The sequence below is a fragment of the Novosphingobium sp. BL-A-41-Hi4A-0G genome, from assembly GCF_055521735.1.
On the sequence record NZ_CM145501.1, the window covers coordinates 2167852 to 2183086 of the forward strand.

20 protein-coding genes are annotated in these 15235 nt (G+C 66.0%); 5 read left to right on the forward strand and 15 right to left on the reverse strand.

Annotated features, from left to right (window positions below; genetic code table 11):
• The first annotated feature begins 122 nt into the window (after positions 1–122).
• Positions 123–1517 (forward strand): helix-turn-helix domain-containing protein, encoded by a 1395-nt coding sequence (locus ACZ1JX_RS10435; RefSeq protein ID WP_465123492.1) that lies wholly within the window; start codon positions 123–125, stop codon positions 1515–1517.
• Here ACZ1JX_RS10435 and ACZ1JX_RS10440 read toward each other — a convergent pair.
• The 3 genes from ACZ1JX_RS10440 to ACZ1JX_RS10450 are packed head-to-tail and all read right to left on the reverse strand — an operon-like array spanning position 1498 to position 4065.
• Positions 1498–1659, reverse strand: a complete 162-nt coding sequence (locus tag ACZ1JX_RS10440) for a DUF2474 domain-containing protein (protein WP_465123493.1) — start codon at positions 1657–1659, stop codon at positions 1498–1500. The genes ACZ1JX_RS10435 and ACZ1JX_RS10440 overlap by 20 nt on opposite strands.
• Positions 1646–2644, reverse strand: coding sequence for a cytochrome d ubiquinol oxidase subunit II (gene cydB / locus ACZ1JX_RS10445; RefSeq protein WP_465123494.1), 999 nt, complete (start codon positions 2642–2644; stop codon positions 1646–1648). The genes ACZ1JX_RS10440 and cydB overlap by 14 nt, the downstream gene beginning before the upstream one ends.
• Complete coding sequence (locus ACZ1JX_RS10450; RefSeq protein WP_465123495.1) at positions 2641–4065, reverse strand: cytochrome ubiquinol oxidase subunit I; 1425 nt, start codon at positions 4063–4065, stop codon at positions 2641–2643. Before ACZ1JX_RS10450 ends, cydB begins: the two co-directional genes overlap by 4 nt.
• Positions 4066–4290: 225 nt before the next feature.
• Here ACZ1JX_RS10450 and ACZ1JX_RS10455 point away from each other — a divergent pair, with 225 nt between their 5' ends.
• The 4 genes from ACZ1JX_RS10455 to ACZ1JX_RS10470 are packed head-to-tail and all read left to right on the forward strand — an operon-like array spanning position 4291 to position 7186.
• A complete protein-coding gene (locus ACZ1JX_RS10455; RefSeq protein WP_465123496.1) occupies positions 4291–4800 on the forward strand; it encodes a GNAT family N-acetyltransferase in 510 nt (169 codons plus the stop codon).
• 22 nt (positions 4801–4822) lie between these two features.
• A complete protein-coding gene (locus ACZ1JX_RS10460; protein WP_465123497.1) occupies positions 4823–5392 on the forward strand; it encodes a DUF1285 domain-containing protein in 570 nt (189 codons plus the stop codon).
• The gene (locus ACZ1JX_RS10465; protein WP_465123498.1) at positions 5389–5991 is read left to right on the forward strand and encodes a CoA pyrophosphatase; all 603 of its coding nucleotides are present in this window, start codon (positions 5389–5391) and stop codon (positions 5989–5991) included. Before ACZ1JX_RS10460 ends, ACZ1JX_RS10465 begins: the two co-directional genes overlap by 4 nt.
• Positions 5984–7186 (forward strand): CCA tRNA nucleotidyltransferase, encoded by a 1203-nt coding sequence (locus ACZ1JX_RS10470; RefSeq protein WP_465123499.1) that lies wholly within the window; start codon positions 5984–5986, stop codon positions 7184–7186. Before ACZ1JX_RS10465 ends, ACZ1JX_RS10470 begins: the two co-directional genes overlap by 8 nt.
• Here the strand turns inward: ACZ1JX_RS10470 and ACZ1JX_RS10475 are convergent.
• The 12 genes from ACZ1JX_RS10475 to hisF all read right to left on the reverse strand — a co-directional run bounded on the left by ACZ1JX_RS10475 (position 7104) and on the right by hisF (position 15153).
• Positions 7104–8003, reverse strand: coding sequence for a phytanoyl-CoA dioxygenase family protein (locus ACZ1JX_RS10475; RefSeq protein WP_465123500.1), 900 nt, complete (start codon positions 8001–8003; stop codon positions 7104–7106). The genes ACZ1JX_RS10470 and ACZ1JX_RS10475 overlap by 83 nt on opposite strands.
• The gene (locus ACZ1JX_RS10480; RefSeq protein ID WP_465123501.1) at positions 7991–8524 is read right to left on the reverse strand and encodes a J domain-containing protein; all 534 of its coding nucleotides are present in this window, start codon (positions 8522–8524) and stop codon (positions 7991–7993) included. Before ACZ1JX_RS10480 ends, ACZ1JX_RS10475 begins: the two co-directional genes overlap by 13 nt.
• Positions 8525–8635: 111 nt before the next feature.
• On the reverse strand, positions 8636–9157 hold the full coding sequence (pal, locus tag ACZ1JX_RS10485) for a peptidoglycan-associated lipoprotein Pal (protein WP_465123502.1): 522 nt from the start codon (positions 9155–9157) through the stop codon (positions 8636–8638).
• A 107-nt stretch (positions 9158–9264) separates the two neighbouring features.
• On the reverse strand, positions 9265–10647 hold the full coding sequence (tolB, locus tag ACZ1JX_RS10490; protein ID WP_465123503.1) for a Tol-Pal system beta propeller repeat protein TolB: 1383 nt from the start codon (positions 10645–10647) through the stop codon (positions 9265–9267).
• Positions 10644–11543 carry a hypothetical protein gene (locus ACZ1JX_RS10495; protein ID WP_465123504.1) on the reverse strand — a complete coding sequence of 300 codons (900 nt, stop codon included), beginning with the start codon at positions 11541–11543 and terminating at the stop codon, positions 10644–10646. The genes tolB and ACZ1JX_RS10495 overlap by 4 nt, the downstream gene beginning before the upstream one ends.
• 10 nt (positions 11544–11553) lie before the next feature.
• Positions 11554–12003 carry an ExbD/TolR family protein gene (locus ACZ1JX_RS10500; protein WP_465123505.1) on the reverse strand — a complete coding sequence of 150 codons (450 nt, stop codon included), beginning with the start codon at positions 12001–12003 and terminating at the stop codon, positions 11554–11556.
• A gap of 3 nt (positions 12004–12006) precedes the next feature.
• The gene (gene tolQ, locus ACZ1JX_RS10505) at positions 12007–12708 is read right to left on the reverse strand and encodes a protein TolQ (RefSeq protein WP_465123506.1); all 702 of its coding nucleotides are present in this window, start codon (positions 12706–12708) and stop codon (positions 12007–12009) included.
• The gene (locus ACZ1JX_RS10510; protein WP_465123507.1) at positions 12705–13169 is read right to left on the reverse strand and encodes a YbgC/FadM family acyl-CoA thioesterase; all 465 of its coding nucleotides are present in this window, start codon (positions 13167–13169) and stop codon (positions 12705–12707) included. Before ACZ1JX_RS10510 ends, tolQ begins: the two co-directional genes overlap by 4 nt.
• A gap of 75 nt (positions 13170–13244) precedes the next feature.
• A complete protein-coding gene (locus ACZ1JX_RS10515; protein WP_465123508.1) occupies positions 13245–13622 on the reverse strand; it encodes a histidine triad nucleotide-binding protein in 378 nt (125 codons plus the stop codon).
• Position 13623: 1 nt separating this feature from the next.
• The gene (locus ACZ1JX_RS10520) at positions 13624–13947 is read right to left on the reverse strand and encodes a phosphoribosyl-ATP diphosphatase (protein ID WP_465123509.1); all 324 of its coding nucleotides are present in this window, start codon (positions 13945–13947) and stop codon (positions 13624–13626) included.
• Between the two features lie 181 nt (positions 13948–14128).
• On the reverse strand, positions 14129–14293 hold the full coding sequence (locus ACZ1JX_RS10525; RefSeq protein ID WP_465123510.1) for a hypothetical protein: 165 nt from the start codon (positions 14291–14293) through the stop codon (positions 14129–14131).
• Positions 14294–14391: 98 nt separating this feature from the next.
• Complete coding sequence (gene hisF / locus ACZ1JX_RS10530; RefSeq protein WP_465123511.1) at positions 14392–15153, reverse strand: imidazole glycerol phosphate synthase subunit HisF; 762 nt, start codon at positions 15151–15153, stop codon at positions 14392–14394.
• Positions 15154–15235: the final 82 nt, after the last annotated feature.

Consider the following 15235-nt stretch of genomic DNA (forward strand, 5'->3'; position numbering starts at 1 on the left):
GCGTCTCTGTGAGATCGGGGTAACGCGCGAATCACGGATGCGGAATGGCGCGCGAAGTGATGTTGTCAAACTTTACAGGATATGCTTGTAAAGTTGTGCAGTCGCTACAAGAGACCTGTAAGATGTCGACAAGACCGCTCTATCTGGGGCCACGCCTCAAGCGCATCCGCCGCGAACTGGGGCTGACGCAGCAGGCGATGGCCGACGAACTGGGCATTTCGCCGAGCTACATCGCGCTGATCGAGCGCAACCAGCGACCGCTGACGGCGGACCTGCTGTTGCGGCTGGCGCGGGCCTACAAGCTCGACATGGCCGACCTCGCCAGCGACGAGCGTGACGATTACGCGCGGCGGCTGACCGATGCGCTGCGCGATCCGATCTTTACCGACATCGACCTGCCGACGCTCGAAGTGTCCGACGTGGCGGCGAGCTTTCCGGGGGTGACCGAGGCACTGTTGCGGCTTTACGGCGCATGGCAGCGCGAGCAGCAGGCCCTGGCCGAACAGCGCAGCGCCTCGCCCGGCAGCGGTGCCAGCGATCCTGTGGGCGAGGCGCGGCGCTTTGTGGCAGCGCGGCGCAATTACTTTCCGGGAATCGATTCGAAGGCTGAGGAACTGGCTGACGAGATTGCCAAGGCCGGCGGTGCGGCGGAGTGGTTGAGGCTGCGCGGGGTGCGCGTGCGCTTCCTGCCGCCCGACGTGATGATGGATGCGGTGCGGCGTTATGACCGGCATAACGAGCAGTTGCTGATCGACGATACGCTTTCGCCTTCGGGGCGGGCGTGGCAGCTGATGCAGCACATTGCCTATACCGCGCTGCGCGGCGAGATTGCGGGCGTGATCCGGGGTGAGAGCTTTGCCAGCGAGACGGCGGCGCAACTGGTGCGGCGCGCGCTGGCAGGGTATGCCGCGGCGGCTCTGGTTATGCCCTACGACCGGTTCGCGCGGGCGGTGGATGCGCGGCGGTACGACATCGAGGCGCTATCGGGGCAATTCGGGGCGAGTTTCGAGCAGGTGGCGCACCGGCTGACGACGCTCAACCGTCCGGGTCAGGAGCGCGTGCCGTTCTTCTTCATCCGCGTGGACACGGCGGGGAACGTGTCGAAACGGCTGGACGGGGCTGGCTTTCCGTTCGCGGCGCATGGCGGGGGGTGTCCGCTGTGGTCGGTGCACGAATGCTTCCGCACACCGGGGGAGATCGTGACGCAGTGGCTGGAACTGCCGGACGGGCAGCGGTTCTTCTCGCTGGCGCGGACGGTTACCTCGGGCGGTGGCGGGTTCGGGCGGCCGCGGTGGACCCGGGCGATTGCGCTGGCCTGCGCCGCCGAACATGCGCCGCGGCTGGTCTATGCGGCGGGCGCGGACCCCAAGGCTGTGGCGGCGACGCCCATCGGCGTGACCTGCCGCCTGTGCCACCGCGCGCAGTGTACCGCGCGGGCCGAGCCTCCGATCGGACGCGAGATTCTGCCCGATGACTACCGGCGCGGGGCCGAGCCGTTCAGCTTTGCGGAGAGTTGAGCCAGTAGCGGATGACTGTGGCGACCGCGCCGAGGGTCAAGACGCTGCCAAGCCAGATCGCGGCCATCCAGCCGAGGCGCTGCCATAGGGGCCTGGCCTCGGCCCGGTCCGCGCCATCGAGGCGGGGGTCAATGATAGCCATGGGTGCCCACCTTCCCCCGGAAGACCCAGTAGGCCCAGCCGGTGTAGGCGAGGATCAAGGGCATGATCAGGCCTACGCCTATGAGCATGAACACCTGTGACCGCTCTGGCGCGGCGGCGTCCCAGATGGAGATGCTCTGGGGTACGACCCACGGCCACATCGAAACGCCAAGGCCGATCATGCCGAGCAGGAACAGGCCCAGGGTATAGAGGAATGGTCGCACCGCATAGCGCTGCTGGAGCGAACGCAGGAGCGCCATGGCGAGCGCCAGCGTGACAAGCGGGACGGGGGCGAGCCAGAACACCATCGGTTCGGTGAACCAGCGCTGGAAGTACTGTCCGGCAAGGAACGGCGTGGCGAGGCTGACGGCGGCCATCAGCGCCAGCGTCGCCCATGCGGCGATGCGGGCGAAGGCGAAGGCCTTGTCCTCGGCGCGGCCTTCCACCTTGATCGCCAGCCAGCAGGCGCCGAGCAGCGCGTATCCGGCGACGACGCCCGCGCCGGTCAGGAGGGAGTAGGGCGAGAGCCAGTCGAGCCAGCCTCCGACATAGGCGCGGCCCTCGACATGGATGCCCTGCAGCAGCGCGCCGAGGGTAATGCCCTGCGCCAGAGCGGCAACGAGAGAGCCTGCGAAGAACGCCATGTCCCAGAAGGCGCGGTGCCTCGGATCGCGCCAGCGGAACTCGAAGGCAACGCCGCGGAAGACAAGGCCGAGCATCATGGCGATGATCAGGGGATATGTGGCGGGTAGGATCACGGCGTAGGCGAGCGGGAACGCGGCGAGCAACCCGCCGCCGCCTAGCACCAGCCAGGTCTCATTGCCGTCCCAGACCGGGGCGATGGCGTTCATCGCCTGATCGCGCTCCTCACCCGGCTGGAATGCCGGGAAGAGGATGCCGATGCCGAGGTCGAAGCCGTCCATCACCACGTACATCAGCACGGCGAAGGCGATGATCAGCGCCCAGATTACGGTGAGGTCGATCATGACGCGGCTCCTTCCTGCTGCTGGGCGGGGGTGATGCCGGCGGAGCGGATCGGTGCGCGCTCGTCCTGCTCGGGGCCTGCTTCGTGCGGGTGCGGGGCGTCCTTCATCAGGTGGAGGATGTACCAGGTGCCGATGCCGAAGACTGCGAAGTAGACGACGACGAAGGCGGCGAGCGAGGTGGCGACGGCAGGGGCCGCGATGGGGCTGACCGAGTCTGCCGTGCTGAGCAGGCCGTAGACCGTCCAGGGCTGGCGGCCGACTTCGGTCGTCACCCAACCGGCGATGACCGCGACGAAGCCCGAGGGCCCCATGAGCACGGCAAGGCGGTGGAGCAGCGGCCAGTCGTAGAGGCGCTTTCGCATGCGGGCGATGAGGCTCCACAGGCCGATGCCGAGCATGAGGAACCCGAGGCCGACCATGATCCGGAACGACCAGAACACGATCCACACCGGCGGGCGCTTGTCGGGTGCGATGGTGTCGAGACCTGCGAGCGGGGCGTCGGGATCGTGCTTGAGGATGAGGCTGGAAGCCTTGGGGATGGCTATGGCGTAGTCCAGCTTCTGGTTCTTGTCGTCAGGGATGCCGAACAGGTAGAGCGGCGCGCCATCGCGGTGGGACTGGTAGTGGCCCTCCATCGCCATGACCTTGGCGGGCTGATGCTCCAGCGTGTTGAGTCCGTGCATGTCGCCCACGAATATCTGCACCGGGGCGACGAGCGCGGCCATCCACATCGCCATCGAGAACATCTTGCGCGCGTGGAGGTTGGCGCGGTCCTTGAGCAGGTGCCACGCGCCCACCGCGCCGACGACGAAGGCAGTCGTCAGATATGCGGCGATGACGGTGTGGACGAGGCGGTAGGGGAAGCTCGGGTTGAAGATGATTGCGGCCCAGCTCGGGCCGGGCAGGAAGCGGCCGTCCGGGCTCATCTCGAAGCCGGTGGGCGTCTGCATCCACGAGTTGACCGAGAGAATCCAGAAGGCCGAGATGAATGTGCCGATCGCGACCATCAGGGTGGCGGCAAAGTGCAGGCGGCGGCCGACGCGGTTCATGCCGAACAGCATGACGCCGAGGAATCCGGCCTCGAGGAAGAAGGCGGTCAGCACCTCGTAGGCCATCAGCGGGCCGATCACCCCGCCGACCTTGTCGGAAAAGACCGACCAGTTGGTGCCGAACTGGTAGGACATGACCAGACCCGAGACGACGCCCATGGCGAAGGCGACCGAGAAGATCTTAAGCCAGTAGCGGAACAGGTCGAGGTAGAGCGGCTTGCCGGTCTTCAGCCAGAGCGCTTCGAGCACCGCCAGATAGCTGGCAAGCCCGATGGAGAAGGCGGGGAAAATGAAGTGAAAGCTCACCGTGAAGGCGAACTGCATTCGCGCCAGAACCAGCGCGGTTCCTTGCGGATCAAGCCCTGCGAACATTCTAGCTCCCCTTTCGGGACCAGGCGTCTCTTGCGGCGCCTCGGGCGTCGCCCTACGCCTATATGAGCAACAGCTAAAGTGATTTTCCCGTTGGAATGATTGCAGTTTCTGCACCTTCAGAACCGCTTGGCGGGCCCGCTGTTCCACCAAACTTGCAGCATTGCCACAGCGAGGCTATCGGCGCGCTTCCTGCCCGGGGTGCCCGGAGTTTTGAAGGCCCTGCCGTTGTCCAAGATCATTCCCCTTGCCGATGTCGAACCTGCGCTGGTCGAGCAGTTGCTCGATGCCGCGTTCGAGCCGGAGCGGCACAATCGAACCGCATACAAGGTGCGCGAGGGCATGGAGGCGCTGGGCAACCTTTCCTTCGCAGCCCTCGACGATTCGGACATGCTGGCGGGCACGATCCAGTGCTGGCCGGTGGGGCTGACCGATGCGAGCGGGCGGATGCACCCGATGATCATGGTCGGGCCGGTGGCGGTCCTGCCGCACCTGCAGGGCGAAGGCTTCGGCAAGGCGCTGATGACGGCTGCGCTTACCGCGATCGACCCGCGCGCGCCGCTGCCGCAGGTGCTGATCGGCGATCCGGAATACTACGAGCGGTTCTTTGGCTTCAGCAATGCCCACACGGGCGGCTGGACCTTGCCGGGGCCATACGAGCAGCACCGCCTGCTGTGCCGCACGGCAAATCCCGCCGTCCTGCCGCAAGAGGGCATGTTGGGGCCTTGGCGGCGCTGATCCGATCTGGCATCGGCGGCTGATGCCCTATGTTCCGCCGCCCGAACTTGCATCGCTGAGCCTTGGCCAACTGGCCGAGCAGGTTGCCGCGCGCAAGATTCCGCCGCTGGACCAGTGGAGTCCGCAAGAAATAGGCGACAGCGAGATGCGCATTGCCGCTGACGGACGCTGGTTCCATCAGGGCGGCGAAATACGGCGTCCGGCGATGGTCCGGGCCTTCTCTTCGCTGCTGATGCGCGACGATGCCGGGCAGCACTGGCTGGTGACGCCATTCCAGAAGCTGTCCATCGAGGTTGAGGACGCGGCCTTCATCGCGACCGATATGCAGGTCAAGCTGGACGAGACAGACCGCCCTGCCCTCGCCTTCCGGCTCAACAGCGATGACCTGGTCGTCTGCGGGCCGGACCATCCCTTGCGCGTGGGCGGTACTGCCGAGGTGCCGGCGTTCTACCTTGCCGTGCGTCACGGAACCGAAGCGCGGCTGAACCGCAGCACTTATGGCCAGCTGATCGACCATGCCTTGGCAGCAGGCGGCGAGGAACTGGCGGTCGAAAGCATGGGCGAGCGGTTCGTGCTGGTGCCGGACGCATGAGCCTGCTCGAGCGGTTGACCGCGCTGTACGAAGAGGGCCATCGCCAGCCCTTGCAGGACCTCTACGAGGACTGGCGCCCCCTGCCCGAACATGGGCTTCGGCCCGCCGCCGTGCTGATCGCGGTGACGGACCGTGTCGGCCATCCTGACGGTCCCGGTGTGCTGGTGACGCATCGGCCATCGCACATGCGCGCCCATCCGGGTCAGGCCGCGTTTCCCGGCGGCAAGCTCGATCCCGGCGAAACGCCGGTCGAGGCGGCCCTGCGCGAGGCCTACGAGGAACTGGGCATCCGGCCCGAGGACGTGACGGTGATCGGCACGACCGACCGTTTCCGCACCGGCACCGGCTATGACATCACGCCGGTGCTGGCGATGGTTCCGCCAGACCTGCCGCTCCAGCCCAATCCGGCGGAAGTTGCCGGATGGTTCGAGCCGCCGCTGGGTTTCCTGCTCGATACCGCGCGGCATGTCTGGCAAGAGGCCGAGTTCAGGGGGCGCACGGGGCGCTACATCGAGATCCTGTGGAACGAGCATCGCATATGGGGCGTGACGGCGGCGATCATCTCCAATCTGGCCAAGCGGATGGCGTGGCATGACTGAGCGCCTGCCTGCCGCCGCGTGGACTGCGCGCGACGATCTTGCGGCGCTGGTTGCCGCGCTTGACCCGCAAGCGACAGGCAACTGCCGCTGGGTGGGCGGCGTGGTGCGCGACACGATGCTGGGCATATCGCCCAAGGACATCGACATGGCGACGACGCTCGTGCCCGAGGAGACAACCGCGCGCCTTGTCGCCGCCGGGATCAAGGCGGTGCCGACGGGGATCGCCCACGGCACGGTGACGGCGGTTCTTGCAGGCGGGACGGTGGAGATCACCACCTTGCGCCGCGATGTCTCGACCGATGGCCGCCATGCCACGGTCGCGTTCTCGACCGAATGGCGCGATGACGCCGCGCGGCGCGATTTCACGATCAATGCGCTCTATGCCGATCCGCGCACGCAGGAAGTGTTCGACTACCATGGTGGGCTTGCCGATCTGGCAGGGCGACACGTGCGCTTCATCGGCGATGCCCGCGAGCGCATCCGCGAGGACTACCTGCGCATCCTGCGCTACTTCCGCTTTCAGGCCCGTTTCGGTTCGACGCCTGCCGATGCCGAAGCCGAAGCGGCCGTTGCGGAACTGGCTGCGGGAATGAAGGGGCTTTCGCGCGAGCGTGTGGGCTGGGAACTGATGAACCTGCTTGGCCTGCCGGACCCTGCGCCGACAATGCGGCGCATGGCCGAACTTGGCGTGCTGGCGCAGGTTCTGCCCGAAGCGACAGAGCAAGGGTTGCAGGCGCTTGACGCGTTGATTGGGATTGAGGGTCGCGAGGGTGCAAACGGTCCAGCCCTGCGACGGCTGGCTGCTCTGCTTCCTGCCGATCCCCCGCTTGCCGAACAGGTGGCGGCGCGGCTGCGGCTGTCGGTGGCGCAGCGCAAGCGACTGGCTGTGGTAGCTGATCGTGGCAGAGCTTTGCCGGATGCCCGAGCGCTCGCCTATCGCATCGGCATCGAGGAGGCGCGCGACCGCTTGTTGCTGACCGGGCAGAGCATTGCAGCGCTGGACGGCTGGACCGTCCCCACTTTTCCGCTGAAGGGCGGCGAGATCGTGGCGCGCGGCGTGAACGCCGGGCCGGAGGTGGCCCGGACGCTGCGGCGGGTCGAGGATCAATGGGTCAGCGAGGGTTTCCCTGACGCAGCACGTGTTTCATCAATCCTTGATGAAGTGCTGGCGCATACCACCGCACCGCGCGGCTGATACTGGCAAGGCCGGTGCGCAGGCCGGGTAGCGGCTTGAACCGCACGAACCGCTTGCGCTGCTCCTTGGGCAAGGCCTTGACCAGCTTGCGCTCGATCACGAGCTTGCGGGCGTTGGCGAGGAAGTTCGTCGAGTCCGTCCAGAACGAGCGGCACGCCGTGATGTAGAGCATCGGTCGGGGCGCATCGCTGGTGTTGGCCTGTCCGCGGTGACGGATCATGAAATCCCAGATCATGCAGTCACCGGGCGAGAGCGGGCTGGTTGTCGGCTCGCCCGGATAGCTGCTGCGCGATTCGAAGCGATGGCTGCCGAGCAGGAACTCGGTACCGCCGTTGATTGCGTTGACCTCTACCAGCGGGATCGAGATCGTGAGGGCATAGGCGGGGAGCTTGCCTGCAAATTCGGTGCCTTCGAACAGGTGATCGTCGTCCGCGTGCAAGTGCTGCAGCGTTGCGCCCGGGAACGAACTGATGACACCAAACGATTCGTAGACCCAGTCCTCCCCGAGCGCTTCGTTGAACAAGGTCTGGAGCGCCGGGCTGACCAGCATGTCGATCACGCCGGACAGCGGCCCGGCAATGGGGACGAGGCCGTTGATGCGCTGTTCGCCGACGCTGAGGAAATCCTCGGGCAGGGTTGCCGACCTGTCATAGGCGCCCGGAACGATGCGTCGCAGTTCAATGGCGACGCTGACGACCAGAGCTGGATCGAAGATGCGGTCGAACACGACCACGCCATCGCGGGTCAGGGCTTGGGCTGCAACTTCTGCCTGATCCGGTGTAAACCGTCCGATCTGCCCCACGATCACCCCTTCCATTCCCGGCGATCTTCGGCCGCGCGCAGCACTTCGTAGGAAACCTGCAGCTTCTGGAACTGCTCGGCCGCGGCCTTGTCGCCGGGCCGCACGTCAGGATGGACTTCCTTGGCCTTGTTGCGCCATGCCTTTTTCACCGCATCGAAATCGGCATCGGGATCGAGGCCGAGCACTTCAAGCGCGCGCAGTTCGTCGCGGCTGCGGGTGCCATCGCCCGATCCGCCCCATTCGGCCCAAGCGGCCTGACGATAGCCTGAGGCTTCGCCGCGCTCCTCGGCCTCGCGCTGGGCGGCTTCTTCCTTGTCGAGTCCTTCGAAGTAGTTCCAGCCCTGATTGTATTCGGCGGCGTGTTGCTGGCAGAAATACCAGCGATCCGGGTTGTTGGGAGACTTGGGCGCGGGGCAATCGCCCTTCTGGTCGCACCCTGCACGGTCGCACAGGCGGACAGGCGCGGCATCGAACGAACTGCCGTAGCCGCGCCAGCGGGGGAATCCCCAGTCCTTCGATCGTGTGTTGCGTGCCATAGGTGCAGCCCAAGCCAACCTTGCGGGAAAGGTCAAGATGGGTGTGCGGCCGGAAATGCAAAAGGCCCGGGCCTTTGAAGGGTCCGGGCCTTGCTGTTGCGGCAGTTTGCCTCAGTTGACCGTGACGGTGACCGCGCGGCGGTTCTTCGCCCACGATTCCTCGTCGGAGCCCAGTGCAAGCGGGCGTTCCTTGCCGTAGCTGACGACGGTGATGCGCGATGGATCGACGCCGAGGCTGACCAGATAGTTCTTGGCGGCGTTGGCGCGACGTTCGCCCAGCGCGATGTTGTAGTCACGCGTGCCGCGCTCGTCGCAGTGGCCCTCGATCGTGATCGCCTTTGCCGGATAGCGGGCGAGCCACGAGGCCTGGCTCTGCAGGACGCCCTGGTCCGACGCATCGATGTTGTAGCGGTCGGTATCGAAGTTGACCGTGTCCGAGATGACCGAGGCGATGAAATCGGCCTGGCTGCCGGGCACCGGGCCGGTCGGCTGCTGCATCTGCGGCGGGGCCTGGGTGGTGGTCGTGGTGGTGCCGGGTTCGGGCGGGAGCTGCTTGGGCTTAGATGCGCAAGCGCCGAGCGTGAGCGTGGCGGCGGCCAGGCCGACAAGCAGGAAAGAACGGTTCATGGGCATTCTCCTGTGGGAGGGATGGGAGAGATGGCGACGTATCGTGCAGTTTCAGCGACAGAATGACAAGGGTGCCCGTTAACCTTTTTGGCTAGGGTGCCTGGCGCAATCAATCACGGCAGGACCGGGCCCCATGCAGGGTCGGAACCATCGACGGGGGTGTTGAGTTTCCGCTCGTTGCGGCCGGTCAGGTCAACTTGCCAGATGCCGGTCTTGCCGCTGCCGCGCTCGGTCCGGAAGAACTGGACGATGCGGCCGTTGGGCGACCAGGTGGGCGCCTCGTCCTGCCAGGAATCGGTGAGGAAGCGCATGCCCTTGCCGTAGGGATCGGTCACGGCGATGCGGAAGTTACCGCCGATGTGGGTGAACGCGATCTGGTCCCCGCGCGGCGACCATTCGGGCGTGGCGGCGCGGCCACCGAAGAAGCTGATGCGCTTCTGGTCCGACCCATCGGCGTTCATCACATAGATCTGCTGACCACCCGACCGGTCGCTTTCGAACACGATCTTGCTGCCATCGGGGGAGTAGGAGCCGCCGACGTCGATGCCGGGGCTGTCGGTGAGGCGGGTGGAGGCCCCGCCGGTGGCGGGCACGCGGTAGATGTCGGTATTGCCCGCGATCGCCATCGAATAGAGGATCGACTTGCCGTCGGGCGACCAGCGCGGGGCGAAAGTGGGGTTGGTGCTGGAGGTGACCAGCGTCTGCTGGCCGGTGCCGATGTTATAGACGTAGATGCGCGGGGCGCCGTTCAGGTAGCTGAGATAGACGATCTTGCTGTAATCGGGCGAGTAGCGCGGCGTCAGGGCCGTGGCCTGACCGTTGGTGATGAAGCGGTGGTTGGCGCCATCGGAGTCCATGATCGCCAGCTGCTTGCGGCGGCGGTCCTTCGGGCCGGTCTCGGCGATATAGGCGATCTTGCTGTCGAAGAACGGGCTTTCGCCGGAAAGGCGCGAATAGACCATGTCGGCGCACTTGTGCGCGGCGCGGCGCCATTCCTCGGGCTTTACGACATAGCCCTGCCGCGCAAGTTCGCTGCCCAGCGCGACGTCATAGAGGTAGCAGCCGACGGTCAGGCGGCCATCGTCGTTCGCCTTGACGAAGCCCTGCACCAGCATTTCAGCCGAGCGTCCGCGCCAGGTGTCGAACGTAGGGGCGGCGACTTGCGGGAAGGCGACTTCGGGGAGCTGGTCGGGGCCGACTGGCTTGAACAGGCCATTGTTGCGCAGATCGTTGAACACCACGCGGGCGACGTTGCGGCCGAGCGCTTCGGTGTTGCCGCCCTCTGCCGCCGTGGCGACCGAGGCGTTGGTGGGGAATGCCGGGATCGCGATGCCGAGGTCCTGCCACTCGCTCTCGTCGGTGACCGAGCCGGTCAGGCCTTCGTCCTCGGCAGGTGCCTGCGAAGCGGTCGAGGATGGGACGCTGGCCTGCTGCGCCACGACCATCGCCGGAACCGTCAGCAGCGTGCCGAACAGGAGAAGATCACGAAGTTTCATTGGGACAGCCTCTTGTCGAACCGGAACGCAGAAATGCGCTTCCAGTTGCTGTAATATTCGGACGGAAGATCGAACGGCGCGGCAAGCTGCACGGCGCGGATCGCGAGTTCGGCGTGACGTTTGGCCTGTGCCTCGTTGGCGGGCGTGATCCCGGTCTGGCTGACCACGCGCGGGCGACCGGCGAGGCTGCCATCGGGATTTAGATCCCACGCAAGAACGGTGACCAGCTTGTCGATATCGACACCCTGAGGACCGACCCAGTGCGCCTTGACCTGACGCGCGACCGCGCTGGCGAGCGAGGCCTTGACCTCAGGCCCCACAGCGGCGGCGGGAGGGGTCTTGGCGGTGCCGGGTTTGGACGAGCCGGGAATGCCGGATAGGAAGTCCGAACCGATGCGGCTGGCACCGGAGGGCGCGTCGGGACGACGCCGAGGGCTGGTGTCGGCGGGCTTTGCGGGCGCTGCCTTGGATGGCGCAGGCTTTTGAGGCGCGGGCTTGGCCGGAGCGGGCTTCGGTGGGGCAGGCTTTGGTGGGGCCGGCTTTGCCTGCGGCTGCGGCTTCGGAGCGGGCTTGGGAGGCAACGGTTTCGGCTGCGGCGGCGCGGGCACAGGCTTGGGCGGCTCGGGCAGCGGTTGCGGCTCCACAACGGGCGCGGGCTGCGGCTCGCCCAGTTCGGGCGCGACATCGGGTGCGGCCTCGGCCAGCGGATCGGGCGAGATCGACTGGTCGGCGATTTCGTCGGAAAACGTGACTTCCATCCGCTCGGGCGGCGGCTTGATCGTCTTGCCCGGCGGGGAGAGCATGAGGAAGGCAAGCAGGCCCGCGTGGGCCAGCGCGGCTATCGCCAGCCCTGCTCCTTCCTGCCTGGTCAGTCCTCCGGCAACGGGATCGTGCATTTCCACGGGCCTATTGCGGCGCGGATGAACTGTTGGTGACCAGCGAGATCGACTTGAAGCCCGCCGCGTTCAGCTCACCCATCACGGCAGCGACGCGGCCCCAATCAAGCACGCGATCGGCGCGCAGGGTGACGAGCGGGGGTTTTGGCCCCTTCTGAAGCCCGGCAAGCCGCTCGGTCAGTTCGCCAGGGGCAAGCTGCTGGTCATCGAGGAAGACGGTGCCTTGTGCGTCCATGCTGACGGTGATCTGGTCCTGCTGCTGGTCAAGCGGATCGGCCTTGCTGTCGGGCAGGTCGACCGGAACGCCTGCGGCCAGCATCGGCGCAGTGACCATGAAGATGATCAGCAGCACGAGCATGACGTCAACCAGCGGGGTGACGTTGATCTCGCTCATCGCAGCGCGACCGCCACGCCCCCGGCGACCACGACCGCCCCCGCCCGATCCCATGGACATTGCCATGCCTCAGACCTCCAGTTCGCGGCTGAGCGAGGCGTGGAAACGGTCGGCGAAGCGATAGAGCCGCGTCTCGAAACGGTTCACGCGGTGGGAGAAGCGGTTGTAGGCGATCACGGCGGGGATCGCGGCGAACAGGCCGATGGCGGTGGCAAACAGCGCCTCGGAAATGCCCGGAGCCACGACGGCGAGCGAGGAATTCTGCTGCGCGCCGATGTTGAAGAAGCTGTCCATGATACCCCAGACCGTGCCGAACAGGCCAACGAAGGGCGCGACCGAGCCAACCGTGGCGAGGAAGTTGAGGCGGTTTGAAAGCGCGTCAGTCTCGGTCACCACGGCACCATCGAGCGCGGTGGTCAGGCGCTGGCGGGTGCCTTCGCGGTCTATTGACTTGCCCGAGGTGGAGCGACGCCATTCGGCCAGCGCCGCATTAACGAGGCGTGCGGACGGCAGATCGCGGCCCTTGTTGTCCTTCTGGAACTGGTCGATGTCGCGCGCTTCCCAGAACTCGCGCTCATACTTGTCACAGCCGCGCTGGACACTGCCGATCTTGAGCGAGAAGCCGATGATGATCGTCCAGGTCCACACGCTGGCGAGCACGAGGCCGACCATCACGCCCTGCACGACGTAATCGGCATCGAGGAACAGTTGCACCGGGTTGAGCGAAGTCGGCGCGAAGGAGACGCCGTTGGCGAGCATCGGGAGAATCATGCGGTTTCCTGTCCTTCGGGGGCAGTTGTGATGGTCTGGAAGGCGGCCATCCAATCGCGCGGCTGGCGGCGGGGTCGGCCATTGGGAGCGACGAAGGCAACGCGCACCTTCGCTTCGCACAAAAGCGTCTCGTCCCTGAACGCACGCTGCACGATCCGGCAGGTAGCGGGCGAAAGTTCGGCTACGTGGCTGCGGACAAGCACGTCCTCGTCCAGTTTGGCGGGACGCAGGTAGCGCAAGTCCATCTCGGCCACGGCATAGGCCCCCTCGCCTGCTTCGTGCGCGCCGCGCTGGTCTATGCCGAGCAGGCGGAGCATGTCGGAACGGGCGCGTTCGAACCAGCGCAAGTAGTTGGCGTGATAGACTACGCCCGACAGGTCCGTGTCCTCGAAATAGACGCGGACCGGATAGAGGTGCTGCGGGCCGTCGAACAGGCCGGAGGGAGGCTGGGGCAGAAGCATTCGGGTGTGACCCTACCCTTGCGACGAGTCACAGGGCAAGGGGTGGTTAACGCCCTGCCCCCACCTTATCCCGTTTCAGCGCACCAGCATCGGCCCGAGCGGCTGCCCGGCAAAGAGGTGAACGTGCAGATGCGGCACTTCCTGGTGGCTGTTGGTGCCGGTGTTGGCGAGCAGGCGATAGCCCGGCGCGACGAGGCCAAGATCGCGCGCGACCTTGCCCACGGCACGGACGAAGCCTGCGATTTCGGCGTCGGAAGCCTTGGCCGAGAAGTCGTCCCAGCACACATAGGCGCCCTTGGGGATCACCAGCACATGCGTGGGCGCTTGCGGATTGATGTCGTGGAAGGCGAGCGCGAAATCGTCTTCATAGACGGTGCGGTTGGGGATTTCCCCGCGCAGAATCTTCGCGAAGATATTCTGGTCATCATAGGGGAGCGTTGCGTCAACGGCCATGTCAGTTGCTCCGGCTGGCTTTCTCGGCGATCCCTGAGGTGCCTTCGCGGCGCTCCAGTTCTGCCAGCACTTCGGACAGCGGCACGTCCTTGGCCGAGAGCAGCACCATCAGGTGGAAGAGCAGGTCCGCCGCTTCGCCGACGAGTTCCTTGCGGTCTCCGGCGAGGGCGGCGATGACGGTTTCGGTGCCCTCTTCGCCGACCTTCTGGGCGATCTTGGCAATGCCCTTGGCGTTGAGCTTCGCCACGTAACTGGCGGAAGGATCGCCCATGCGGCGCTGGGCTATCGTGGCTTCGAGCCGGGCGAGGATGTCACCGTGTTCCATGGGATGCGCAATGGCGCGGATGGAGGGGGGTGGTCAAGGGGCGGGTGCTTTGCTGATCCCTCACCCCGTCATCCTGAACTTGTTTCAGGATCCATCTTGCCGATCGGGCTGCTGCGTGTGTCGAGAAATAGACCCTGAAACAAGTTCAGGGTGACGAACAGCTTTGTGGTGAAGGACTGCCTTAGCCCCGCCGCTTGGCGATGTGGCGGCCTACGATCAGGCCGACAAGGCCCATGGCGAACAATGCACCGTCAGTCGGCTCGGGGATCGAGATGCCGGCCGACTGCGCCAGAGCCGGAGAGACCGACGCGACGAACGCTAGAAGGATGGTACCGATACGAAGCACAGGACAAGCGACCTTGGATTGTTAACGCCAAGCTAATGCCAGACCGCGCGATTCGGTAAAATCCCTTATATCAGTTGGTTAATGACCCATCTCGGGACTCAGCCCCGTGCGGGCAGTCCAGCGGCCCGAAGCGCGGCATGGGCTTCTGCAATCGAGTGCGTGCCGAAGTGGAAGATCGAGGCCGCAAGCACTGCGCTGGCATGGCCTTGGGTCACGCCCTCGACAAGGTGATCGAGCGATCCGACGCCGCCGCTGGCGATCACCGGCACCGGGACCGCATCGGCAATCGCGCGGGTCAGCTCGAGGTCGTAGCCCTTTTGCGTGCCGTCACCGTCCATCGAGGTGACGAGCAGTTCGCCCGCGCCTAGCGTGGCAAGGTTTACCGCATGGGCCAGGGCATCGATGCCGGTCGCCTTGCGTCCGCCGTGGGTGAATATCTCCCACTTGCCCGGCCCCGTGCGCCGCGCATCAACCGAGCCGACCACGCATTGCGCGCCGAACTTCTCGGCAATATCGCGGACCAGTTCGGGGCGGGCGACGGCGGCCGAATTGACCGCAACCTTGTCGGCCCCGGCGAGCAGGAGCGCGCGGGCATCCTCAACCGCCCTCACCCCGCCGCCGACGGTCAGCGGCATGAAGCAGACTTCGGCGGTGCGCGCGACGACATCGAGGAGGGTGCCGCGGCCTTCGTGGCTGGCGGAAATGTCGAGGAAGCAGAGTTCGTCGGCTCCGGCCTTGTCATAGGCGCGCGCCTGCTCGACCGGATCGCCTGCATCGCGCAGGTCGACGAAGTTGACGCCCTTGACCACGCGGCCATCGCGGACATCAAGGCAGGGGATGACGCGGACGCGGACGGTCATGGCTCAATCCTTCGTAAGCCCTCTCACCTTCAGGGGAGAGGGTTGGGAGAGGGGCTGGCGCAAGATACCCCTCTCAAACTCG